This is a genomic window from Microbulbifer sp. SAOS-129_SWC (assembly GCF_039696035.1).
Classification (GTDB): domain Bacteria; phylum Pseudomonadota; class Gammaproteobacteria; order Pseudomonadales; family Cellvibrionaceae; genus Microbulbifer.
Genome location: NZ_CP155567.1, coordinates 4,180,766 through 4,204,033 on the forward strand (window position 1 = coordinate 4,180,766; position 23,268 = coordinate 4,204,033).

Here is a 23,268-nt window from a genome sequence, read left to right on the forward strand (position 1 = left end):
CGGATCTATTGGCAGGGGGGGGGTGGAGGGGAGAGCGCCGGACGACTGCGGCCATCACCAACGACACCCGAACCAGGTATCGGTATCGGTATCGGTATCGGTATCGGTATCGGTAATTATTAAACCTCTGCCCGAGTCGCAGAACCGGTCATGTACTGTCGGCCCAAATACAGAATATGGATAGTCGCCAGCAGCGGAAGAATTACCAGCCAGGTCATCGTGCGATCATAGGCCCCTTCGCTGATTGAAAAGGACGCTACTTGCACCGACTGCTCAACGAGTGACAACAGCCACAGTGCCACACAAAATTTCATTTTCCGTGAAAGGGGATTGCCACCTCTGCCACGACATACCTGGATGACGAGATTCAGCATTCCCCACAAACCCAGTGACGTCACGAGGAAGATAAAATACCCATATATGACGTCAAAAACAGGCACCTCAGAAATGCCACGAACCATCAGAAGGCCCCAGAGTACAAAAAAGACCGACGCAATGTAATTCACAAGAGTCTGGCCAAAGCAGACAATCAGCTCCAGAATAAACAGCAGCTTGAATACGCGCATGAATAACTTCCTCTCTTCCCTGATCTTTTTATCGATAAAAATCCATTTGATTACATAGTGAAGTTCCGGTATTTCTCAAGCCCGAGAGCCATTAATCGCGCCCTTTTTGATGCGCTTCCGCCAGACACTCCCAGAAAGTTTCCACAATCCGCGACGGCTTCGGCGATACCCGCTGTATCGCCATAAACTCGCAGCGGTACTGGTATTTCTGCGGACACAGCGCGCGGATCTCGCCTTTCTTCACAAAGGTCTCCGCATAGTGATCCGGCAGATAGCCGATATAGCGGCCGGACTGCAGGCAGTGGACGATCGCCTCCTGGTCGTTGACGGTGATATCGCGCTCCAGCCCCAGGCGGTTGCCCACTTCCATGTTCGGTGAGTGGTAACCGAGGCCGGCGTACTTGCAGGCGCGCACGGCATCGTCGTCGATGGCGATATCGGCGGTATCGAACAGCGGGTGGCGGTAGCCGCAGTAGAGGTACATCTGCTCGTCGAACAGGTGCTGGTAGTCGAGACTCGGCGAGGCGCGGTGGGCGGGAATCACGCCGAGCTGGAAGCGCCCCTCCATCACCCCGCGCTCGACCTCGTTGATGGGCTCGATATGAATATCCAGGCTGACTTCCGGCGCCAGGTCGTCGAAGTGGCGCAATGCGGCGTCGATATGCGCGGCCGGGTTGGTGACCATCTTGTCGAACAGGGCAATGGAGATATGGCCGGTCATGCGCTTGTGCACATCCGCCACCTCGCCACGGAAGGCGTCCAGCGACGCCAGCAGGCGCAGGGTGGCGCGGTAGATCTGGCGGCCCTCGTCGGTCAGCGCGAAGCCGGCGCGGCCGCGCCGGCACAGGGTTACGCCAAGACGCACTTCCAGGTCCTTGATATGGCGGCTGATGGTGGAACGCCCCACATTCAGCTCCAGCTCGGCGGCGGAGAAGCCGCCGGCCTCGGCCACCGCGCGGAAGACGCGCAGCAGGCGCAGGTCGATATCGCTGAGCTGGCCTAACAAGGCGGCCTGTTTGCGTGCCATGGGTATCTGCTCCGGAAAAGCGGGTTCTTACCCCCGGCCGCCCCTCCGGCCCTCTCCCACCTGAGGAGCGGGGGACCAGGGTTCCGCGGCGCGGTGATTGTTTCAGGGAAATGAAACTAAAGATCGATAAAATACAGTTTATGCAACTTTAATCCTACCCCAGAATCGCGGGCATCCCACAGTCAAATCAGTCGGAGAATAACAATGAGCGACAAGTTTGCCGGGCTGAGCCAGGCGCAGCTGGATGCGCACTGGATGCCCTACACGGCCAATCGCCAGTTCAAGCAGGATCCCCGCATCATCACCGCGGCGGAAGGCTGCTACTACACCAGTGCCGATGGCCGCCGCATTTTCGACGGCCTGTCCGGCCTGTGGACCTGCGGCGCCGGCCACAACCGCCGCGAGATCACCGAGGCGGTCAGCCAGCAGCTGGCGACGCTGGACTACGCACCGGCGTTCCAGTTCGGCCACCCGAAGGCATTTGAACTGGCCGAGCGCATCACCCAGTTCATGCCGGAAGGCCTCAACCGCGTGTTCTTTACCGGCTCCGGCTCGGAGTCGGCCGAAACCTCGCTGAAGATCGCGCGCGCCTACTGGCGCAAGAAGGGCATGCCCAGCAAGACCAAGCTGATCGGCCGCATCAAGGGTTACCACGGGGTGAACTTCGGCGGTATCAGCGTCGGCGGTATCGGCGCCAACCGCGCCCTGTATGGCCCCGCGGTGGATGCCGACCACCTGGCGCACACGGTGTTGCCGGAAAACCGCTTCAGCAAGGGCATGCCGGAAGAGGGCGCGCACCTGGCCGACGAACTGCTGGAACTGATCGCGCTGCATGACGCCTCCAATATCGCCGCGGTGATCGTCGAGCCAATGGCCGGTTCCGCCGGGGTGCTGCCGCCGCCGGTGGGCTACCTGCAACGCCTGCGCGAGATCTGCGATCACCACAATATCCTGCTGATCTTCGACGAAGTGATCACCGCCTTCGGCCGCATGGGTGCCGCCACCGGTGCCGAGGCCTTCGGTGTGACCCCGGACATCATCAACACCGCCAAGCAGCTGACCAACGGGGCGGTCCCGATGGGTGCGGTGATTGCCAGGCAGGCCATCTACGACACCTTTATGGAACAGGGCGGCCACGACTACCTGCTGGAGCTGCCGCACGGCTACACCTACTCCGCCCACCCGGTGGCCTGTGCCGCGGCGCTGGCGTCACTGGATATTCTGGAGAAAGACAACCTGTTCGCCCGCGCCGGCGAGCTGGCCACGGTACTGGAGGAGCGCGTGCACCAGTTGCGCGGGACACCGCTGGTGAGCGATATCCGCAACTGCGGCGTGGCCGCAGGCCTGACCATCGAGGCGGCGCCGGGCGAGCCGCTGTTGCGCCCCTACCAGATCGCCATGAAGATGTGGGACAAGGGTTTCTACGTGCGCTACGGCGGCGACACGGTACAGCTGGGCATGCCGTTTGTGGCGCAGCCGGAGGAAGTCGATACGCTGGTCAGTGCGCTGGGCGACGCCATTACCGAAGTGGCCAACAACCAGTAAATCCCGACACCCAATACAGTCAGAGAATTCAAAAAACGAGAGGTTTATCCATGAGCATTGTGGGCCACTTTATCAACGGCCAGGTCAGCGAGGCCGCCGAGCGCACCCAGGACGTCTTCAACCCGGCCACCGGGGAGGTCACCAGACAGGTGGCCATCGCCGCGAAGGACACCGTCGAGGAAGCCATCGCCGCCGCCCAGGCCGCCTACCCGGAATGGCGTAACACGCCGCCGGCCAAGCGCGCCAAGATCCTGTTCCGCTACAAACAGCTGCTGGAGGAAAACGCCGAGCAGATCTGCGCGATGATCGGCGAGGAGCACGGCAAGATCTCCCACGACGCCATGGGCGAGCTGTCCCGCGGCATTGAGAACGTGGAATTCGCCTGCTATGCGCCGCAGATGCTGAAAGGCGAGCACAGCCGCAACGCCGGCCCGAATATCGATTCCTGGAGCGAGATGCAGCCGCTCGGCGTGGTGGCCGGCATCACCCCGTTCAATTTCCCGGCCATGGTGCCGCTGTGGATGTACCCGCTGGCCATCGTGTGCGGCAATACCTTCGTGCTGAAGCCGTCCGAGCGCGACCCGTCCGCGGCGCTGTACCTGGTGCAGCTGATGCAGGAAGCCGGCCTGCCGGACGGCGTACTGAACCTGGTCAACGGCGACAAGGTGGCGGTGGACACCCTGCTGACCGACGCCCGCGTACAGGCGGTGAGCTTTGTCGGCTCCACCCCGATCGCCGAGTACGTCTATGCCACCGCAAGCGCCCACGGCAAGCGCTGCCAGGCCCTCGGCGGTGCCAAGAACCACGCGATCATCATGCCCGACGCCGACATGGACAACGCCGTGGCCGCACTGACCGGCGCCGCGTTCGGCTCTTCCGGCGAGCGCTGCATGGCCTTATCAGTAGCCGTGTGTGTGGGCGACGAAGCCGCCGATACCTTCATCGACAAGATGAGCGGCGAAATGCAGAAACTGAAAGTGGGTGCTTACACCGACAGCAGCAATGACTTCGGGCCGGTGATCACCGAAGCGCACAAGAACAAGGTGGACGGCTATATCGCCAGCGCCGCGGAACAGGGTGCGACCATCGTCGTCGACGGCCGCGATCCGCAGGTCGCCGGCTATGCCAACGGCTTCTTTGTCGGCGGTACCCTGATCGACAACGTCAAACCCGGCATGACCTGCTACGAAGAGGAAATCTTCGGCCCGGTACTGCTGGTAGTGCGCGCGGAATCCATGGAACAGGCCATGCAGATGATCAACGATCACGAGTACGGCAACGGTACCTGCATCTTCACCCGCGACGGCGAGGCGGCGCGCTACTTCAGCGACAATATCCTCGTCGGCATGGTCGGCATCAACGTGCCGCTGCCGGTACCGGTGGCCTACCACAGCTTCGGCGGCTGGAAGCGCTCACTGTTCGGCAGCCTGTCTGCCTACGGCCCGGACGGTGTGCGCTTCTACACCAACCGCAAAACCGTGACCCAGCGCTGGCCTTCCAGCGGCGTACGCGAGGGCGCCCAGTTCTCCTTCCCGAGCAACTGATCCCGGCGCCAGGTCCCGGCCGCAGCGGCCGGGGCCCGCTCTTCCGCTGAATGTCCCGCAACAAACTCCACCCGTTTTTCCGCGCTTTTCCCCCGCCTTTCCCGCCGCTGGCTGATTTTCAGGCAAATCGTCATTTGCCGCGATAACCTGCGCGACAATTGCGGTGAATCACCCGCCAGACGTCATCAGTCGTGTTATAAGTAGCGGTTTACTATTAATAACAAGCCCGTGGGGGAAATAATGATCAGAACCGGAAAATTTGCCGCGACACTAATGTGTACCGCGGTCCTGGCCGCATGCGGCCAGGGCAAAGACGAAAATAAAGCAGCCAATACCCAGACCGAAGCCAGCCCCGCCGTCGCCAAGACCGCCGCGGTGCGCAAAGACGTCGCCTCCCTGAGCGAGAGCTACGCCAAGCTGCGCAAGCAGCAGGTTGCCAACGTGGACTACACCCTGTCCGTGAACCTGGACAAGACCGGCAAGAGCTTCACCGGTAAAGTGGACGTGCACGCCAAGCTGAACGGCGCGCCCAAGCAGGCCCTGACCCTGGACTTCATCGACGGCACCGTCGACAGCATCAGCGTCAACGGCAAAGACATTCCGGTGGACTACAACGACAAGTTCATCACCATTGCTCCCGAGCACCTGAAGGGCGGCGACAACACCATCTCGATCGCCTATCAGCACCCCTATTCCATCGACGGCTCCGGCCTGTACCGCTTCGAAGATCCGGCGGACGGCAAGGTGTATATGTACACCGACTTCGAGCCCTACGATTCCAACCAGCTGTTCCCGAACTTCGACCAGCCGAACCTGAAGGCCACCTACACCCTGTCCGTGAAGGCGCCGAAAGACTGGCAGGTGGTGTCTTCCACCCGCGAGGATTCGGTCAAGGACCTGGACGACCAGTTCAAAGAGTGGACCTTCCCCACCACCAAGAAATTCTCCACCTACGTCTTCTCCCTGCACGCCGGCCCGTACAAGGTGTGGGAAGACGACTCCGGCGATATTCCGCTGCGCGTGATGTCCCGCCAGAGCCTGGCCAAATACATCCAGGTAGACGACTGGTTCAAGTTCACGCACAAGTCCTTCGATTTCTACCAGAAGTACTTCGATGTGAAGTATCCGTTCGGCAAGTACGACCAGATCATCGTGCCGGACTTCAACGCCGGTGCGATGGAAAACGTCGGTGCGGTCACCTTCAGCGAACGCTACGTTTCCCGCGGTGACAAGACCGAAGCCGAGCGCATGCGCCTGAACAATGTGATCGCCCACGAAATGGCGCACATGTGGTTCGGTGACCTGGTCACCATGAACTGGTGGAACGACCTGTGGCTGAACGAGAGTTTCGCCACCTACATGTCCAACCTGTCCATGGCCGAGAGCAGCGAGTTCAAGGACACCTGGGAAAACTTCTACCTGGGCACCAAGCAGTGGGCCTACCGCTCCGACCAGCTGCCGACCACCCACGCGATCCAGCTGCCGGTGAAAAATACCGACGAGGCGTTTGCCAATTTTGACGGCATCACCTACGGCAAGGGTGGCTCCATCCTCAAGCAGCTGCCGTACTTCCTGGGCAAGGAAAAGTTCCGCCAGGGCGTGAGCCAGTACCTGAAGGACCTGTCCTACAGCAACTCCACACTGGACGACTTCATGGGCCACCTGGGCAAGGCCGCGGGCAAGAACCTGGACCAGTGGCAGCAGGAATGGCTGTACAAGGCCGGCCTGAACACCATCGCCGCCAGCTTCCAGTGTGAAGACGGCAAGGTCAGCAAGCTGACCCTGACCCAGACTGCGCCGGAAGAGTACCCGACCCTGCGTGAGCAGCAGATCCAGCTGGGCCTGTTCGACATGCAGGACGGCAAAATGGTGCGCACCGATGCCGTCCCGGTGCTGTACGAGGGCGCGACTACCGACGTGAAGGACGCGGTCGGCAAAGCCTGCCCGGCAATCCTCTACCCGAACGAGGGTGACTGGGGCTACGTGAAGGTGAACCTGGATCCGGTGTCCGTCGAGAACATGTCCAAGCACATCAACGACATCGAAGAGCCGTTCACCCGCCTGATGCTGTGGCAGAGCCTGTTCGACAGCGTCTACGACGCCAAGCTGCCGCTCGACCAGTATGTGCAGTTCGTACTCAAAAACCTGGGTGCCGAGGACAACATCAACGTTGTACGCATGGGTGCGCGCTACCTGGGCACTGCGTTCAGCTACCTGAATCAGGTCAATATCGATGACGCCAAGCGCGCCCAGCTGCAAGACGCCATCGAGCAATTTGCCTGGAAACAGCTGCAGGCGGCCAAGCCCGGCAGCGATGCGCAGAAAGTCTGGTTCGGCACCTTCACCGGCGTCGCCCACAGCGACGAGGCCCTGGGCAATGCGGAGAAGCTGCTGAGCGGCGATCTGAAGATCGACGGCCTGAAGCTGGATCCGGACATGCGCTGGAACCTGGTGCTGCTGCAGAACGAGAAGCTGTTTGGCGACTACCAGAAAGCCATCGACAGCGAGCTGGCCAAGGATAAATCCGACCGCGCGCAGAACTTCGCGATTTCCGCCGAAGCCGTACGCCCGCAACAGGAAGCCAAGGCCAAGTGGCTGACCAACATCCTCGACAAGAACGATGACTTCAAGTTGAGCCAGCTGAAGGCCGCGGCCTACTACCTGTTCCCGAGCGACCAGAGCAAACTGTATCAGGACAACCTGAGCAAAGTGGTCGGCGCCCTGGACAAGGTCAACGCCAGCACCAGCCCGGAATACGTCGGCACCTACAGCCGCCTGTTCCCGCTGAACTGCAGCCAGCAAGGTATCGACCAGATCAGCAAGATCCTCGACAGCGGCAAGTCCCTGAACCCGCTGCTGGAGAAGGCGCTGAAAAACCGTCGCTACGAAAACCAGCGCTGCGTTGCCATGAGCGAAAAGCTCAACGAAAGCAAAGAGGGTTAATTCCCCGCGCTGTAACTGCGCCCGGCCACCGTGCCGGGCGCAACAAAAAAGGCCCTGCGGGGCCTTTTTTATTACCAAATAGAGTTGCCCCTTTCAGGAAAAATACTATTAGGATATATTGCCCCTTAATTAAGAATATATTAACAATAAAAATTTTTAAAATCGCAAACATAAGCATCTGACTCAGACGCCAAACGAAAATTCAATTTCAGCAACCAATCAATGGAATGAAAAAAATGATGAAATGGAAAAAAAACTTATATTTTTCTTTAGCTGTAGCTTTTAGCGCATCTGCATCCGCCAGTGACCTCTACCTTAGAGCCAGCTATGGACAAGCCAGCACTTACAACAATGAATTTTTTCATGATTACTCGGTAGAATTTAAAGATTCCAATGCATACTCAATTACAGCAGGATATGAAATAAACCCCCACCTATCCATAGAAACTACATATGCAGATCTATCGAATTATGAAGACTCAAAACTAAATCCGTATCGCTCATATGACCCGTTTGCCATACATGATACCACTCTTAAAGAAAATACAGATCTGGATGTAAAAACACTTGCCTTCGGATTCCTGCTATCAACCGACATGAACAAAAGATACTTTGCAGGACTAAGGGCCGGTTACCAGAGCTGGAGAACCAAATGGACACACTCGACAAAAGAGAAAGGTACTATCTATTATTCAGATCCTGACGGAAACCAATATCCACCAGAAGCAATAGATGATTACCAGAGTCTTGACTATAAAACGTCAGGTAATCACCCATATTATGGAGTAATCGCAGGTTGGAAACAGCATAACTGGCGCATTGGTATCGAGCACACCATCTACATGTTGGATACAAATGACTCCGCCATGAGTGCGTTATTTATCAGTAGGAGTTTCTAACAATCTCTACTGTAGACATCTACTTATTTCATCGCTGCCGGCAGCCGGAGTAGCTCATGCATATCAGACAAAAATTCACCACTACAATTCTGTGCACCGCGCTGCTTGCCAGCTGCGGACAGAAATCCCCGACCGCAGTCAGCGGCAATGTCGACAAACCGGCAGCGCCAGCATCGCAAACGGCTGCGATCGTCAAGCGCGCCGCGGCACCGGAGCTCAGCGCGGAATATGCGGCGCTGCGCCGCCAGCAGATTGCCGACGTCAACTACCAGATGTCGCTGCAGCTCAGCGACCAGAAGGAAACCTATACCGGTCATATCGTCGCCGACACCAAGATCGCGCAGCCGCTGCAGCAGCCACTGACCATCGACTTCAGCGGCGGCGCTGTGGACAGGGTCAGCATCGATGGCCAGGATATTCCGGTGGACTACAACGGGTATTTCATTACCATTCCCGCCGACAAGCTGAAGACCGGTGAGAACAAGATCGCCATCGATTTCCAGCACGAGTATTCCAGCGACGGTTCCGGTCTGCACCACTTCAAGGATCCGCAGGACGGCAACGTCTACCTGTACACCCACTTCGAGCCCTACAAGGCCAATCGCTTTGCGCCGCTGTTCGACCAGCCCGACCTGAAGGCGAGCTACACCGTCGAGGTAACCGCGCCGGCAGACTGGCAGGTGGTGACCTCCACCCGCGAGAACAAGATCGACACGCTCGATGACGGGCGCAAGCTGTGGCATTTCCCCGCCAGCAAAAAGTTCTCCACCTATATCTTCCCGCTGCACGCCGGCCCCTACGTGGTGTGGGAAAACAAGGCCGGCGATATTCCGTTGCGCCTGATGGCGCGCAAGAGCTTTGCCGAGAACGTGAAACCGCAGGACTGGTTCAAGTTTACCCAGGATGCCTTCGCCTTCTACCAGAAGTACTTCGACATCCCCTACCAGTTCGGCAAATACGATCAGCTGATCGTGCCCGATTTCACCATTGGCGCGATGGAAAATGTCGGCGCGGTCACCTTTAACGAGGCCTACGTGTCGCGCGGCGAAAAAACCCAGGCCCAGCGCCAGCGCCTCGCCAACACCATCGCCCACGAAATGGCCCACATGTGGTTCGGCGACCTGGTGACCATGAAATGGTGGAACGGCCTGTGGCTGAAAGAGAGCTTCGCCACCTATATGGCCAGCCTGGCGCTGTCGGAGAACAGCGAGTTCGACGATGTATGGCAGAACTTCTACCTGGGCTCCAAGCGCTGGGCCTACAGCTCCGATTCACTGGTCACCACCCACCCGATCGAAGTACCGGTACCCAACACCGCCGCGGCATTTTCCAATTTCGACGGCATCACCTACGGCAAAGGTGGCTCGGTGCTGGAGCAGCTGCCCTACTTCCTCGGCAAAGATGCCTTCCGCCAGGGGGTCAGCAACTACCTGAAGGAATACTCCTTCGGCAACGCCGAGCTGAAAGACTTTATGGGCGCGCTGGGCAAGGCCGCCAATAAGGATCTGGATCAGTGGACGCAGGAATGGCTGTACCAGCCCGGCGTTAACACCATCAGCACCAGCTACCAGTGCACCGATGACAAGATCACCAGCCTGACCATCGAGCAGACCGCGCCCAAGGCCTACCCGACCCTGCGCGAGCAGAAGGTACAGCTGGGTATGTACCGTATGCAGGACGGCAAGATGGTCCGCGCCAAGGTGCTGCCGGTGGTCTACAGCGGTGCCAGTACCGAGGTGCAGGACGCCGCCGGCCTGCCGTGTCCGCAGATCCTGTTCCCCAACGATGAAGACTGGGCCTACGCCAAGGTGCGCCTGGATGACAAATCCATCCAGCAGGTGACCCAGCATATCAATGATATCGACAGCTCCTTCACGCGGCTGATGCTGTGGCAGAGCCTGTTCGACAGCGTCACCGACGCCAAGATGCCACTGACCGACTGGATCGACTTCGCACTCGCCAACGCCGGCGCGGAGCAGAATATCAACGTCATCCGCCTGATCAGCAGCCACCTCGAAGCGGCCAGTGCCTATCTGTACCGCTTGAACCTGCCGCAGGCCTTGCGCGACAAGAAGCTCGCCGCCATCGAGTCCTTCGTCTGGCAGAAGCTCAATACAGCGACCGCCGACAGCGACGCACAGCAAACCTGGTTCAGTGCATTCGCACAGATCGCCAACACCGATAAGGCCCTTGACGATGCCCAGCAGATCCTCACCGGCAAGCGCAAAATCGACGGCCTGACCCTGGATCAGGACAAACGCTGGCGCCTGATCATCCTGCTCAACCGCTACCAGCACGGCGACTACGATGCCCTACTGCAGGCGGAGCTGGACAAGGACAACAGCGACCGCGCGCAGAATGCCGCCATCCGTGCCCGCGCCAGCCGCCCCACCGCGGAAGCCAAGCAGCTGTGGCTGGACAACATCCAGCACAAGCGCGATCAGTACAAGCTGAGCCAGATCAAGGCCGCCGCCGGCGCCCTGTTCCCGGCCGAGCAGCAGCAACTCTATCGCGATGTCAGCCAGCAGCTGTTTGACGCCATCCCCGCGGTCACCGCCACCGAGGACACGCTGTACAACAAGGCCTACGCCATGCTGTTCCCGGTTACCTGCAGTAAGGAGGGTATCGATCAGTACAGCCGCGCGCTGGAGCAGAACCAGGAGCTGATCCCGGCACTGGGGCGCATTCTGAAGGACCGCCGGCAGCAGAGCGGCTGGTGTCTGGATATGGATACGCTGCAGCAAAAAGCCATCAACCAGTAAGCGGAGCGTCGGACAAACCGACAATGTTACGCTGAGAAAAGGCCCGCAAGGGCCTTTTCTTTTTCTGCACGTGGGGAAAGCCCGCCGCAGTGCCTACTACCCGGCGTAATTACATCGGATCACAGCGTCTCGAAGCAAAAAGTACTCCGTGGTATAAGATACCTGTGGATAAAGCACACTTGCGCGATTTTAAAAAAGGCGGAGTATCAGCCGATAAGTTATCCACTCATTATTCATCACGTCATAGAAATTCCGGGGAAATAGTTACCATGAAGAAGCTCTTGAGTATCCTCAGCATTACGCTTTTCTGCCAGATGGCCTCGGCTGCCACGCCGTCCGACGCATCCATTCAGGAGCTGCTGGAAGTTTCCCAGTCCAAGCAACTGCTGGAAAGGTCGATGTCACAAGTCGACGACATGATGCAGAAGACCATGCAGCAGCAAATGGCCGGCAAGCAGGTTTCCGCCGCGGACCAGAAAGTGATCGACAAGATGAGCAAGGACATGGTCACCTTGATCAAGTCGGAAATGAGCTGGGACAATATGGCACCGGTGTTTATCGATGTTTACCAGCAATCCCTCACACAGGAAGAGGTCGACGGCATGCTCGACTTCTACCACTCCAAGGCCGGTAAGGCGCTGGTTGCCAAAATGCCCGTCATCATGCAAAAGACCATGCAGCTGATGCAGCAGAAAGTCATGCAGATGCAGCCAAAGATCCAAAAAATCCAGCAGGTCGCCCTGGCCGAGATCAAGAAAAACAACAAGGCGGAGTAATTCGCGCTACCCGGCCCGGCCCTCGATCCGAGGCCGGGCTGTTTATCCAATTGAAAGGACGACCCTGCCCCCCATGACGCCTCCCCTCAGGGCATGTATCATGCAATTCAAGCACCCCGATTAAACTGCACCTCGCCAGCCAGCGCCGGGGGCTCGCTAGCGCAACAAGAATAAATTAAGGTGAGATCATGGAAACCGATCCCTACGTAACCAACCAGACCTCAGCCACTGACACTCCTCCCATCAGGAAGAACCGCCTGGTATCGTTCTTGAAGGTGGTACTGATTGGCCTTGGCGGGCTGTTCGCAATCCTCGTCGTCATAATGCTGTGGGCCTACTTTTCCACGACCAAGGCGCATAAGAAATTTGACGGTGTGGCCGAGGAATATATTCAGGGATTCCTGCGCGAGCAGACGCCCTGGGACTACCAGAAAGCCAAGCCAACCATCAGCCAGGCGTGGCTCGATGCCAGCACGGATGAGCAGAACAGCCAGCTCTTCAACTACTTCAATAAACTGGGCAGCTTGCGCAGTGTTGATGAAATCGCCTGGCAGAGCTGCATCAATATGAAACTCGAGTCTTCTGGACCGACAGATCGCTGCGATTACAACGTCAATGCCACCTATGAACACGGCCAGGCGCAGATGCATTTTGGCCTCTCCCGTGAGGGTGGAAAGATTAAATTGATGCAGCTAAAGGTCAATTCAAACGCCTTCCTGCAGAAATAGCTGCACTATCCCGTCACTGATACGCAGCCAGCCCGGGTGTGTCCGACGGCGCAACAGGGCGAGACCAGCGACAGGCAGAACAAAGGGCAGACAGGCCGGGTTACGGAAAACACACAATGCCAATACGGAATACAGGCTGGAACCTATTCATTCTCCTACTACTCCTGATTCCCACCGTCTCGCAGGCGCGGATTTACAAGTGCACAGGCGCGGCGGGTGATATAAAGTTTCAGGATACGCCGTGTGCAAACAGCGAGACCGCGCAGCAACTGGACCCGGGAAAACTGGGTAGAAGAATGACGGTTCTCACACAGCCGGGTGCCGATGCGCAACAGCGCATTACTGCGCGGAACAGTGGCGTACAGAAGAGAACCAATCTGGTCAAAAATCCCGGCTTCGACGACAGCCTGGATTTCTGGAGTGCGACAACCAATCAGGACGCCTTCAGCTGGATCGGCGCAGATGGCAATGCGCGTATCGGCGCCGTTGCGGTGCAGTCCACCCCACCCATCGCACCCAAAAAGCGCTACATTTATCGCGCCGAAATATCACAGTGCATACCGTTACAGCGCGGCACGCACTACCGCTTCGCCGCCTCATTCAAACCCAAAGGGCGCTATAAATCGCGTTCCACTAATCGCGTCGATCTCGTCTGGTATCTCAGCGACGATTGCAACAGTAACGGCGAGTTCGGTGACTACCTGGAGCCCAAGCCGGGCATCCACGGCTGGCACAGAATCATCCACGAGCAGCGCGCCCGCTCACTGAATGCCAAGTCTGCCAAGATTACCATCGCCCAGTCGCGCACCGCAGCCAATCACCAGCAGGCCCTGTGGGACGATATCGAGCTGACACCGACAGAATTCGCTCCGCGCGGCGATAACAGGAAGTTGATCAATCCGGATTTCACTCTTCGCCCGGGCAAGAACTATATCCACAACGGTGATTTTCGCTCCGGCCTGGCAAACTGGCGCTACAGCGGCGACACCAAATGGGTGTCTACCGAGGGCGGCGATGCGCCGGGCGCAGCACGGCTGGCGATTCAGTCCGATCACGGCGGCTACGGCGCCCATTCATTTACCCAATGCGTCAATTTCGGGGCCAACCAGATTTTTAATGCCGGCGCCAATGTAAAGGTCGATCCGGGATCTACCCAGGAGGGCGGAGGCATTTTCCGTATTTCCTGGTATGAAAACGGCGACTGCAGCGGGCGCCACCAGCCCGGCTTCAAGTCCGACCGCGTGGAATATATCGATGGCTGGCAACAACTCCATATCGATGCGATCGAGGCGCCGGACAATGCGCGCAGTGCCAGCATTGGCATTACCCGCGGGGTAGACGACACCGGCCGCTTCGCCTACTACATTGATGATATCTACTTCGAGGCCCTGTACCGCTAGCAGCTGGCGAAGGGCCGATAACCCGCGATAACGGATTGGCGGTTTAGAGGCCGAATGTTTGATCTGTCGGCCGCAACGAGTTCTATTTAAACGCGCACAGAGATGCTACCCTGCCATCTTGCACGGGAAAGTAAACGATAAAAACCATGCGCAACCGTGGTACTGACGATAGCAGCAATACTTGGTGGATCTTCGTCTGCCTGAGCATCAGCTACTTTCTGTTCCGCTGGAATCTTATCTATTCCGTCACCATGGCAACGCCCTGCCGCACTATCAGCAGCTACTGGCTGGGCACCGGTCATTACCTTCCCAATATTTTTACCCTGTATGTGTTGATATTCCTGTTGTTTGCCGGCTGGTCTGCCACGGAAATGCTCTGCGCGATCTCAGCCAATAAAAGTGACAAACTCGTCGCCGTGACAGTCAATCCTTTAATTTTGCTTTTTCTCGGTTTTCTGTTTTACGGCATCAACAAGCAATGGGAATACTTCGAATTGCAGCGGGATGTAGCCTTGTACGGCGAAGCATTCACCAGGCCGCCGGGCTCTGATCGCCAGCCTGAATGACTTGCTGAGATAACGAGCTCCAATTTAATCACTTTGGGTTATATCCGGCCCCGGTCGCCGCAGTCGGCAATCGATTCTACCCTTTGGCTGAACGGCGGCCGCAACAGTCGCTGCGCCAACGGGAGAATTCGATGCTCAACGTCAGTGCCTTTTCCGTCTGCCGGCTGATCGAACTGTCGCGGGAATTCCACGCGCAAGAGGCGGTGAGTATTCCGGAGGACCCGGATAACCCCAGCGGTGACTGGTCGGTACAGATGCTCGCCAGCCACGCCGGCGACCAGAGCTTCCAGGAGTTCAAATCCATTGTCGACGACCTGGAGCCAGACCAGCAACAGGAGGTGGTGGCGTTGCTGTGGCTGGGGCGCGGTGATTACAGCGAAGAGGAATGGTCGGAAGCCCTCGCACTGGCCAAAGACAGCTGGAACCTGCGCACAGCCGAATACCTGATCGCACACCCGCTGTTGAGTGATTATCTGACCGCGGGCCTGGCGGTGTTCGGCGCCAGCTGCGACGAATAACCCAGAGAGGTTTACCTGCAGCGCGCGCGGCGCTAACCTGCGCCCGGTCAATCCCGACACCGGAAAAATGCTGGCAGAACCAGATGCGCCTGATTTTAAGCCGCAAGGGCTTCGATTCCTCCGCTGGCGGCTGTCCCAGCCCGATCTTTGCCGACGGTTCCCTCTACGCACTGCCGATTCCCGATGCCAACTCGAATATCCGCTACGGCGATATCCGCACGGCCGGATTCGATCTCGGTGGTCTGGTCAGCGACCTGAGCCGCGGTGCGGTCACCGCGGCAGATGGCGCGCACCTGGATCCGGATATGCACAACAATGCCCTGCGCCGGCGAGAGGGCTGGAAGCCGCTGCTGGGCCAGACCGGTGCGGCCCAGGGCCACCTGCGCCGGGAGGGCGTAACTACTGGCGACCTGCTACTGTTTTTCGGCCTGTTTCGCCGCGTGGAACAGGTCGCAGGTTACTGGCGCTTTGTGCGCTCGGCGCCGCCGCAACATGTCCTGTGGGGCTGGCTGTCGATCGGCGAGATCATTAACGTGGACACACTGACGGCACCGCAGTTGCGCTGGGCGCGCTATCACCCCCATTTCCGTATCGGCGCGGACGCGGCCAACACCCTGTATATCGCCGGCGACCAGTGCTCGCTGCCGGGGAGTGCCGGCCCCCTGCCCGGTGCCGGAATCTTTCCCCGTGTAAAACCGGATCTGGTTTTGACGCATCCGGATTCCACCCGCCCCACCCACTGGCAACTTCCGCGCGATTTCTATCCGCACGGTGCGCGCACGCCGCTGAGTTATCACCGCAAAACGGCGCGCTGGCATCTAGCCGATGCGCACAGCGAATACTGCCAACTGCAGTGCGCGGCACGCGGACAGGAGTTTGTACTGGATCTGGATGAATATGCGGAGGTGGGCCGCTGGCTCACCGCATTGATTGCGGAGTCCGGTTGCGCGACGGCCGCGATGGATTGATGGTGCTTGCCGCGCCCCCGGCGGCCAATCCCGGCCACGGATATGCGCAGACAAAACAGTGGCCGGGCCCCCGGAAGGCCCGACCAGACAATGGTTTTCCTCAGTGCTTTCTCGCCGCGGCGCTCTGCTCACGCAGGGCCTTGAATTCCGAGCCCGACTTCCACTGCGGCCAGCGGGTCGAATTGCCCAGATCATCGATGATCATGCGGATCGCCGAGATATCCTGTACCGCGCCGGTGAGATCCCAGTTCGGGTCCCAACTGTCGCAGGTCTTGTGATAGCAGTTGCCCACGTAGTCGGCAATCCACTTGTCGCCAGCTGCGCGGCCACCGTCGACCAGGTCCGCACCGCCGGCGATGCCCATGATCAGCAATACCGGCACCCCTTTGCGCGCCATGGAGAAATGGTCGGCGCGATAAAACAGGCCGTTCTGCGGCAGCGATTCCGGCGTGACCACACGCCCCTGTTTATGTGCCGCGCGAGCGAGGTCGTCTTCCAGATCGCTCTGCCCTTTACCCACGAGGATCACATCCCGCGCGGCGCCGGCGGTCTGCAGAATATCGAAGGTAAAGTTGGCAACGGTTTTCTCCAATGGAAACATCGGACTCTGGGCATATTCCTTGGAGCCGAGCAGGCCCCGCTCCTCTCCGCTCCACACCGCAAACAGCACACTCCGCTCCAGCGGCGGGCCGGCTTTCAGGACCCGCGCCAGCTCCAGTACACCGGCCGTGCCCAGCGCATCGTCGTTGGCACCCGGGCGCACGGTGCGGCCCTGTGCATCCGGAGATCCCTGGCCGTAAGCATCCCAGTGGGCGGACGCCATCAGGACTTCGTCGGGGCGCTTGCTGCCCGGCAGCAGCGCCAGCACATTGCGGCTTTTAAACTGATCGACCTTGGTGGTTAGATCCGCATTGAAAGTAAGCCCCTGCAATTCAAAGGCCTTGAAGTCCGGCGAGCGGGCCGCCACGCGCAGCTTGTCCAGATCCTTGCCCGCGCGTTTGAGCAGGCGCGCTGCAGCAGCGTTTTGCAGCCACCCCTGCAGTTCAACGGGTTTTGTTTGCGCGTCGCTTTTTGCCAGCGCGTAATTTTCACCCGGTGATGATGCCGCCACGCTCCACGGGTAACCCGCAGCCTTGTTTTCATGAATGACCAGTGCGGCAACGGCGCCGCGGCGCGCCGCCTCTTCGAACTTGTACGACCAGCGCCCGTAGTAGGTCATGCGCTTGCCGCCAAACTTGCCCGCGGCCGGCTCGCCCGGCGCGGCGGCGAAGTCGGGGTCGTTGACCAGGAACAGGGCCACTTTGCCCTTCAGGTCGATATCTCCGTAGTCGTCCCAGTTGCGCTCCGGCGCGTTCACGCCAAAGCCGACGAACACAATCGGCGCATTGTCGATCTTGATCTGATCCACGTTGCGTACGGTGCTGACGGCAATATCTTTGCCCTGCGCCAGCGGCACGGGTTTACCGCCCGCCTGGAGTGAGATCAACGCGGGCGCGCCGATGCGGGTATGGATCATCGGCACCACCTGGGTGAAACCGCCATCTTCACCCGCCGGCTGCAGACCGAGTGACTTGAACTGGTCGACCAGGTAACGAATGGTTTTATCCTCACCCGGTGTCCCCGGCGCGCGCCCCTCGAAGTCATCCGAGGCCAGCGTTTTTACAATACTGGAGAGACGTTGCGGGTCAATTTTTGCCGCGGTGGCGGTATCGCTGCTTTCAGTTTTTGAACAGGCGGTGACCGCCAGGACCGATAGCAATAGGCAAATTACTCTGTACATCGTTATGAGTCTCGTTATTCGCAGAAGGGTAATCGGGGCCTGGCCACCATAGCACCTCAATGATCGCGGGTGAAATCGACGCCACGTCGCGCTGACCAGACTCTTTGCCGGGGCTGGCGGACACCGCTGCACGGTGCCCGCGCGCGGCTTATTGCGGGGTAAAGTCGCGGTTGTTGCGTGCCACCGACAGATAGCCCAGGTAGCGATTGCGGATCTGGCGCACGTAGTTCACCGGCTCGCGCCCGCGCACATAACCGAAGCGCGCCTTGCGGTAGTACTGGGGCTTGGACAGCATCAGCATGGCGTCCTCCACGTTGCCAAACCAGCGGTCCGGGTCCTTGCCCAGATGCGCGGCGAGACGCCGTGCATCGCGCACATGGCCGTGTCCGGCGTTGTAGGCGGCGAGGGTAAAGTAGATCTTCTGGTCGAGCGGCAGATTCTGCGGGAAGCGCTGCTCCAGCCAGCCGAGATAGGAGACACCGGCGCGGATGCCATTCTCCGGCTTGTACAGGTTGCCCACCCCCATCTGTCGCGCGGTGCGCGGCAACACCTGCATCAGGCCGCGGGCGCCGGCGAAGGATTTGGCGCGCGGGTTGAACTGGCTCTCCTGATACATCTGCGACACCACCATGCGCCAGTCGCGGTCGGCGCCATTGGCATACTTGCGCACCAACGGGTCGTAGGGCGACAGCGCTTTGGCGGTGCGCAGCCGCTCGCCCTGATAGCGACGCATGCGCTTGGGCTGCTTGAAATACTTGTTGTAGGTGACATTGAAAAACAGGTCGCGGTGGTGCTTTTTCAAAAAGCCGTTCAGCTGTTGCAGCAGCTGCGGCTGGTCCTCGCGCACCGCCCAGGCGATATCCCGCTTGCCGGGCAGCTGCGCCACCACGGCAAAGTCATCGCGGTAGGTGCGCTCGATATTCACCAGGTGCGAATCCGCCACCGTGTAGGGAAATTCGCCGTCGACGACCGCGTCGATCAGCTGTTCGGTGGTGGCGCCCTCAACCGCCGTCAGCTGCAGCGGCTTGTCCTGGGTCCCGGCGAGTTTGTGCAAATGCGAGTAGTAGCTGCTGAGCGGGTTCACCGCCACCTGCTGCCCGGCGAGCAACTCGGCGGAGGATTGCGCCGGCGCGTCCGCCGACGGCTTGTGCGCAGCGATCACCTGTTCGGTGACCTGCAGATAGGGGCGGCTGAACACCAGCCCCTGCTTGCGGCGCGCGTCGGTTACGGTCAGCGATGCAGCCACCATATCGCCCATACCGGCCTGCAGGGCCTCGGCCAGGTCTACATCCGGCCCCGGCACCACCATGCTGAGGCGCAGCTGGTGGTCGTGGGCAAAGCGCTTGAGCAGATCGTAATCGAAGCCCATCAGTTCGCCGCGCCACATAAAGTAGGAGGCCGGGTGATTGCGGGTCAGCACGCGCAGGGTGCGGCGCTGGCGAATGCCTTCCCAGTCGCGCAGGTCGCTGCGGCGCTGCTGGCTGGCCACCAGCCGCTCGGAGGTGAAGAATTCGTCCAGGGCGCTTTTCAGCTGCGGGGCCTTTTGGCGTACCGCCCAGGCGATGGCGCGCTGGGATTGCAGCTCGCCGCTGGAGCGCAGCTGCGGATAATCCGGCAGCAGTACATCGGCGAGGTTGCTGTCGATCACTGTGGCCGGGTAGGTGCCGGCAGCGACGGCGCCGAGCAGCGCATCGTTGTCCATCGGCTCATCCAGATAGGTGATGGCGAAACGGCCCTCGGTGCCGTTGTCCTCGGCCAGCGTCTGCGCAAAGGCGCTGCCGCGGCGCACCGCCACCTGCAGCTTGCCGTCGCCGGCGGCGTGATCGGCGCGGGTAATCAGCAGCTCGTTCACCGTCTGCAGCGCGCGGGTAAACGCCACCTGTTCGGCGCGCCTGGCGGTGCGGGAGAAATTGGTGGCAATCACGTCGCCGCGGCCGTCCACCAGCGCCGGTACCAGGTCGGCAAAGTTATCCACATACACCCACTGCGGTTGCAGGCCGCGGCTGCGCGCGAATTTTTCCGCCAGGGCGCGCCATTCGCTGCTCGGCAGCCCGTCGCGTGGCAGCGCCTCGTCTTCGCTGTAGCGCGGGGCTAGCAGACGCAGGGTGCCGTGATCGTGAATGGCATCGAGATCGCCGCGCTCGACATAATTGACGAATGCCGGCGGCGCGGGCTCCTCCGCTTCCTCCCCGGCCGCCGGCTGCGAGTCTGCCGGCGCTTCAGCGGCAGGCTCGGCCGCGGCACGCTCGGCGCCTGGCGCGGCAGCGGGGGCCGCGTCGCGCTGGCCGCAGCCGCCGAGAAGCAGCAGCGCGCCCAGCAAGACAGTGGCGAGCAGGTTAAACGGGGGGGTGGCATTGCGATAGCTCATGGCGGCGCCTTCATTCAGTCCGTGAAGTTGTTATGCGGCTATTGTGGCCAGCCCGGCGCCAAAAGGGAAATATGCCCGCGGATTGCGCTGCAGGGGCTTGGTTGCGATCACGCCGATGTGCTACCAATGCCTCGGGAGCACCACGGATTCACTCCCGGCAGCCACACCAGATCCATGACGAATTCGCGCACGATAGACGCGCCGGCCAGTTACGAACCACCCCCGAGCAGGGACAATGCCCATGAGCTTCTACGAAAATCACTGCCTGCCACACCTGATCAACTGCGCCTGCGGCCTCAAACCGTTTCGCCAGCAACGCCAGCAGGTGGTGCCGCAGGCGCACGGGCGGGTGCTGGAAATCGGTTTCGGTTCCGGGCTGAACCTGCCCTATTACGATCGGGGCAGAGTGGAGTTCGTGTGGGGGCTGGAACCCTCGGCGGGTATGCGCCGGCGCGCACAGGACAATCTGGCGCGCTCGCCCATCGAAGTGCGCTGGCTCGATCTGCCCAGTGAGGAAATTCCGCTGGAAGACGACAGCGTCGACACGGTGCTGCTGACCTACACCCTCTGCACCATTCCCGACTGGCAGCGGGCACTGGCGGAGATGCGCCGGGTGCTGAAGCCGGGCGGCGAGCTGATCTTCAGTGAGCACGGCCTGGCGCCGGATCCCGGTGTCGAGCGCTGGCAACGCCGCCTGAATCCCTATTGGAGCCGGTTGTTCGGCGGCTGCAACCTGGACCGGCCCATCGACCGCTACATTGCCCAGAGCGGTTTCGACATTGGCACGCTGGACACCGGCTATATTCTGGCGATGAAGTTTGCCGGATTTAATTACTGGGGCAGTGCGCGTATTCGCTAGCGCGCGGCGGTGCTATCTGCGGGCAGGGCGAACACAAGGTTCGCCCCTACAGATCTGCTCTCGGAGTCACTGTAAGCATTTTCCCTACAGGGCACGCAGGCACTGCGCTACCGATAAAATATCAAAACCGTTTCCGCAGGGGCGAACCTTGTGTTCGCCCGGTGCGGAGTGCGATCCCGGCCAGGCCCCGCGGCAACCGCCAAGAGCCGAATTAAAAGGTGCTGAAATAAAAAAAGCCCCGACCTCACGACCGGGGCTTTTGTTCTCTCATGTTCTCTCTCGCATCGAGGCGATTAGCCGTCTTTCTGCGCCAGCCGCGTCGTCTCGCGCACTTTGCCACTGGCTTTCGGCTGCATCTCTTTCAGCATCGCCTTCATCTGGTCGTAGTCATCCTGGCTCGACAGCTCCAGCAGCAGCGGCTTGGCCACGCGGGTGAAATATTCCGCGTCTTTCTGTGCGTAGAGTTCCATCGCCAGCCACTGGGCGATATGTACCTGGCGCGGTGCGCGCAGGTAGGCCTGCTCCAGCATATCCATGTATTTGGCACGCGGGTAGCCGAGCATCTGCATGCTCATGGCCAGGCCGTACCAGTTGGAGGCCAGGTCGGTATCGTTGTTGACCAGGTACACGAATTTATCCCGCGCCTCTTTCAGTGCCGCGCGGTCGCGCTGCGGCTTGGCGGTATTGATCTGCTGGGTGAGGCCCAGCCACGCATCCACGGTCTGGTACCAGAACTTGTTGCGCTCCCGCGGCGGGATCGTCGCCAGCAGTTGCTCCGCGTGCTGGTAGTTGCCGACACGGGTTTCCGCCTCGGCCTGCGCCGCGGTGAGCTCCGGGCTGTCGACGCCCTGGGCACGGGCGTATTGCACCAGCGCATGCAGCGAATCCAGGTTGTAGCCGGACTGCACCAGGAAGCGCGCCACCTGGGCAATGGCGTGGCGTTTGGACAACTGCTGCACCGTGGGATCGACGCCGTGGAAATCCTTCGGCACGCTGCCACTCACCAGATTGAACTGGCCGTTCTGGAACATGGCCTCGTACTGCTTTTGCACATCGGCCAGCTTGACGCCGAAGGTGCGCTCCAGCGCATCCACCGGGTCGGCGCCGTTGTTGTAGGCCTTCACGTACTTTTTGAACTGGTCCACCTTGCCACTCTGCATGATCAGCCAGTCGGTCAGCATCCAGCCACTGGCATAGACGCGGGCCTTGTCGTCGTCACTGGTGTTGGTGGTGGTGGCGCGCAGCAACTGCTTCAGCGGCATGGGGCTGGTGTAGAGCAGGGTCATGGCGCGCTCGGCGGGAATCGCACCCAGCTGGTAGCGACCATCCGGCGAAAACGTCATGGTCGACATAAACTCGGCAAAGCCTTCACTGTACCAATAGGGATAGTGCGTGGTGTTGCCGTTGTAGCTGAGGAAGTGCGTGTACTCGTGAAACAGGAACTCGCGCGCTTTCAGCTCGCGCTTACCGCCGCGGCCATCCAGGTTCACCAGCGCATAGCTGCCCTCGGCGGTGGTATCGAACAGGCCGTTGGTCATTTCCGCCAACTCGTCGCCCACCAGGCCGGCATAGCTCTGGCGGTCGGCGGCAGCGTAGATGGTGAGCTTGTGGCTGCTCTTGCCGGTGCCCAGCAGGTGCAGGGCTACGGCGCGGTAGCGCTCCAGATCCCGGGACAGGGTCTTGACCGCTTCCGGGTCGCCATTGGTGATAATCCGGAAGTTTTTACTGTCGACCTGATACCAGGTTTCCTCGCCCAGGTTTTGCTGCGCACTACACGCAGACAGCAGAATACTGGAAAAAATGACTACAAAAGCGAGTGCGCGAGGAAACATAGTTCTGACCACCGAGTCGTTTCTTCTGGCCCTCCGTGGCGGAACATGTAAGCCGACACACTACCTGTTTTTATTGATCAAAAAAAGAACAATTTTAGACCAACCACGGGAATCCGTCGGACTTTTTGAGACCTGAAAAGCAATCCAGGTCATGAATCCCGAGTCTGCGCTCGACAGCTTTTACGCA

General features: G+C 59.9%; 17 protein-coding genes. 12 read left to right on the forward strand and 5 right to left on the reverse strand.

What is annotated here, in order from left to right; translation table 11 throughout:
• Positions 1–119: 119 nt before the first annotated feature.
• Both ABDK11_RS17720 and ABDK11_RS17725 read right to left on the reverse strand, forming a co-directional pair.
• Positions 120–566: a hypothetical protein gene (locus tag ABDK11_RS17720; RefSeq protein ID WP_346837852.1), complete on the reverse strand. Its 447-nt coding sequence runs from the start codon at positions 564–566 to the stop codon at positions 120–122.
• Between the two features lie 91 nt (positions 567–657).
• Positions 658–1,593 (reverse strand): LysR family transcriptional regulator, encoded by a 936-nt coding sequence (locus tag ABDK11_RS17725; protein ID WP_346837853.1) that lies wholly within the window; start codon positions 1,591–1,593, stop codon positions 658–660.
• 204 nt (positions 1,594–1,797) lie between these two features.
• On the opposite strand from ABDK11_RS17725, the gene ABDK11_RS17730 reads away from it, so the two are divergent.
• The 11 genes from ABDK11_RS17730 (at position 1,798) to ABDK11_RS17780 (ending at position 16,242) form a co-directional block, all read left to right on the forward strand.
• Positions 1,798–3,138 carry an aspartate aminotransferase family protein gene (locus tag ABDK11_RS17730; protein WP_346837854.1) on the forward strand — a complete coding sequence of 447 codons (1,341 nt, stop codon included), beginning with the start codon at positions 1,798–1,800 and terminating at the stop codon, positions 3,136–3,138.
• Between the two features lie 50 nt (positions 3,139–3,188).
• The gene (locus tag ABDK11_RS17735; RefSeq protein ID WP_346837855.1) at positions 3,189–4,682 is read left to right on the forward strand and encodes a CoA-acylating methylmalonate-semialdehyde dehydrogenase; all 1,494 of its coding nucleotides are present in this window, start codon (positions 3,189–3,191) and stop codon (positions 4,680–4,682) included.
• Positions 4,683–4,922: 240 nt separating this feature from the next.
• Positions 4,923–7,625, forward strand: coding sequence for an aminopeptidase N (pepN, locus tag ABDK11_RS17740; protein ID WP_346837856.1), 2,703 nt, complete (start codon positions 4,923–4,925; stop codon positions 7,623–7,625).
• A 236-nt stretch (positions 7,626–7,861) separates the two neighbouring features.
• Positions 7,862–8,524: an outer membrane beta-barrel protein gene (locus ABDK11_RS17745; protein ID WP_346837857.1), complete on the forward strand. Its 663-nt coding sequence runs from the start codon at positions 7,862–7,864 to the stop codon at positions 8,522–8,524.
• Between the two features lie 56 nt (positions 8,525–8,580).
• Positions 8,581–11,286 (forward strand): aminopeptidase N, encoded by a 2,706-nt coding sequence (pepN, locus tag ABDK11_RS17750; protein ID WP_346837858.1) that lies wholly within the window; start codon positions 8,581–8,583, stop codon positions 11,284–11,286.
• A 269-nt stretch (positions 11,287–11,555) separates the two neighbouring features.
• On the forward strand, positions 11,556–12,062 hold the full coding sequence (locus ABDK11_RS17755) for a DUF2059 domain-containing protein (protein WP_346837859.1): 507 nt from the start codon (positions 11,556–11,558) through the stop codon (positions 12,060–12,062).
• A gap of 188 nt (positions 12,063–12,250) precedes the next feature.
• Positions 12,251–12,790: a hypothetical protein gene (locus ABDK11_RS17760; protein WP_346837860.1), complete on the forward strand. Its 540-nt coding sequence runs from the start codon at positions 12,251–12,253 to the stop codon at positions 12,788–12,790.
• A gap of 296 nt (positions 12,791–13,086) precedes the next feature.
• Positions 13,087–14,190, forward strand: a complete 1,104-nt coding sequence (locus ABDK11_RS17765; RefSeq protein WP_346837861.1) for a hypothetical protein — start codon at positions 13,087–13,089, stop codon at positions 14,188–14,190.
• Between the two features lie 146 nt (positions 14,191–14,336).
• Positions 14,337–14,756: a hypothetical protein gene (locus tag ABDK11_RS17770; protein ID WP_346837862.1), complete on the forward strand. Its 420-nt coding sequence runs from the start codon at positions 14,337–14,339 to the stop codon at positions 14,754–14,756.
• Between the two features lie 131 nt (positions 14,757–14,887).
• The gene (locus tag ABDK11_RS17775; RefSeq protein ID WP_346837863.1) at positions 14,888–15,274 is read left to right on the forward strand and encodes a DUF3775 domain-containing protein; all 387 of its coding nucleotides are present in this window, start codon (positions 14,888–14,890) and stop codon (positions 15,272–15,274) included.
• Between the two features lie 83 nt (positions 15,275–15,357).
• Positions 15,358–16,242, forward strand: a complete 885-nt coding sequence (locus tag ABDK11_RS17780) for a hypothetical protein (RefSeq protein ID WP_346837864.1) — start codon at positions 15,358–15,360, stop codon at positions 16,240–16,242.
• Between the two features lie 100 nt (positions 16,243–16,342).
• Here ABDK11_RS17780 and ABDK11_RS17785 read toward each other — a convergent pair whose 3' ends face one another.
• A complete protein-coding gene (locus ABDK11_RS17785; protein ID WP_346837865.1) occupies positions 16,343–18,022 on the reverse strand; it encodes a M28 family peptidase in 1,680 nt (559 codons plus the stop codon).
• A 148-nt stretch (positions 18,023–18,170) separates the two neighbouring features.
• Positions 18,171–20,390 (reverse strand): transporter substrate-binding domain-containing protein, encoded by a 2,220-nt coding sequence (locus ABDK11_RS17790; protein ID WP_346837866.1) that lies wholly within the window; start codon positions 20,388–20,390, stop codon positions 18,171–18,173.
• Positions 20,391–20,631: 241 nt separating this feature from the next.
• Here ABDK11_RS17790 and ABDK11_RS17795 point away from each other — a divergent pair, with 241 nt between their 5' ends.
• Positions 20,632–21,249, forward strand: coding sequence for a class I SAM-dependent methyltransferase (locus ABDK11_RS17795; protein WP_346837867.1), 618 nt, complete (start codon positions 20,632–20,634; stop codon positions 21,247–21,249).
• Positions 21,250–21,542: 293 nt separating this feature from the next.
• Here ABDK11_RS17795 and ABDK11_RS17800 read toward each other — a convergent pair whose 3' ends face one another.
• A complete protein-coding gene (locus ABDK11_RS17800) occupies positions 21,543–23,081 on the reverse strand; it encodes a collagenase (RefSeq protein ID WP_346837868.1) in 1,539 nt (512 codons plus the stop codon).
• Between the last annotated feature and the right edge of the window lie 187 nt (positions 23,082–23,268).

Bases quoted from the DNA above. Each gene is read 5' to 3' on its own strand.
- ABDK11_RS17770 (WP_346837862.1), top strand. From the start codon at position 14,337: ATGCGCAACCGTGGTACTGACGATAGCAGCAATACTTGGTGGATCTTC.
- ABDK11_RS17735 (WP_346837855.1), top strand. From the start codon at position 3,189: ATGAGCATTGTGGGCCACTTTATCAACGGCCAGGTCAGCGAGGCCGCC.
- ABDK11_RS17790 (WP_346837866.1), bottom strand. From the start codon at position 20,390: ATGAGCTATCGCAATGCCACCCCCCCGTTTAACCTGCTCGCCACTGTC.
- pepN (WP_346837856.1), top strand. From the start codon at position 4,923: ATGATCAGAACCGGAAAATTTGCCGCGACACTAATGTGTACCGCGGTC.
- ABDK11_RS17775 (WP_346837863.1), top strand. From the start codon at position 14,888: ATGCTCAACGTCAGTGCCTTTTCCGTCTGCCGGCTGATCGAACTGTCG.
- pepN (WP_346837858.1), top strand. From the start codon at position 8,581: ATGCATATCAGACAAAAATTCACCACTACAATTCTGTGCACCGCGCTG.
- ABDK11_RS17755 (WP_346837859.1), top strand. From the start codon at position 11,556: ATGAAGAAGCTCTTGAGTATCCTCAGCATTACGCTTTTCTGCCAGATG.
- ABDK11_RS17745 (WP_346837857.1), top strand. From the start codon at position 7,862: ATGATGAAATGGAAAAAAAACTTATATTTTTCTTTAGCTGTAGCTTTT.
- ABDK11_RS17765 (WP_346837861.1), top strand. From the start codon at position 13,087: ATGACGGTTCTCACACAGCCGGGTGCCGATGCGCAACAGCGCATTACT.
- ABDK11_RS17780 (WP_346837864.1), top strand. From the start codon at position 15,358: ATGCGCCTGATTTTAAGCCGCAAGGGCTTCGATTCCTCCGCTGGCGGC.
- ABDK11_RS17785 (WP_346837865.1), bottom strand. From the start codon at position 18,022: ATGTACAGAGTAATTTGCCTATTGCTATCGGTCCTGGCGGTCACCGCC.
- ABDK11_RS17720 (WP_346837852.1), bottom strand. From the start codon at position 566: ATGCGCGTATTCAAGCTGCTGTTTATTCTGGAGCTGATTGTCTGCTTT.
- ABDK11_RS17760 (WP_346837860.1), top strand. From the start codon at position 12,251: ATGGAAACCGATCCCTACGTAACCAACCAGACCTCAGCCACTGACACT.
- ABDK11_RS17800 (WP_346837868.1), bottom strand. From the start codon at position 23,081: ATGTTTCCTCGCGCACTCGCTTTTGTAGTCATTTTTTCCAGTATTCTG.
- ABDK11_RS17725 (WP_346837853.1), bottom strand. From the start codon at position 1,593: ATGGCACGCAAACAGGCCGCCTTGTTAGGCCAGCTCAGCGATATCGAC.
- ABDK11_RS17730 (WP_346837854.1), top strand. From the start codon at position 1,798: ATGAGCGACAAGTTTGCCGGGCTGAGCCAGGCGCAGCTGGATGCGCAC.
- ABDK11_RS17795 (WP_346837867.1), top strand. From the start codon at position 20,632: ATGAGCTTCTACGAAAATCACTGCCTGCCACACCTGATCAACTGCGCC.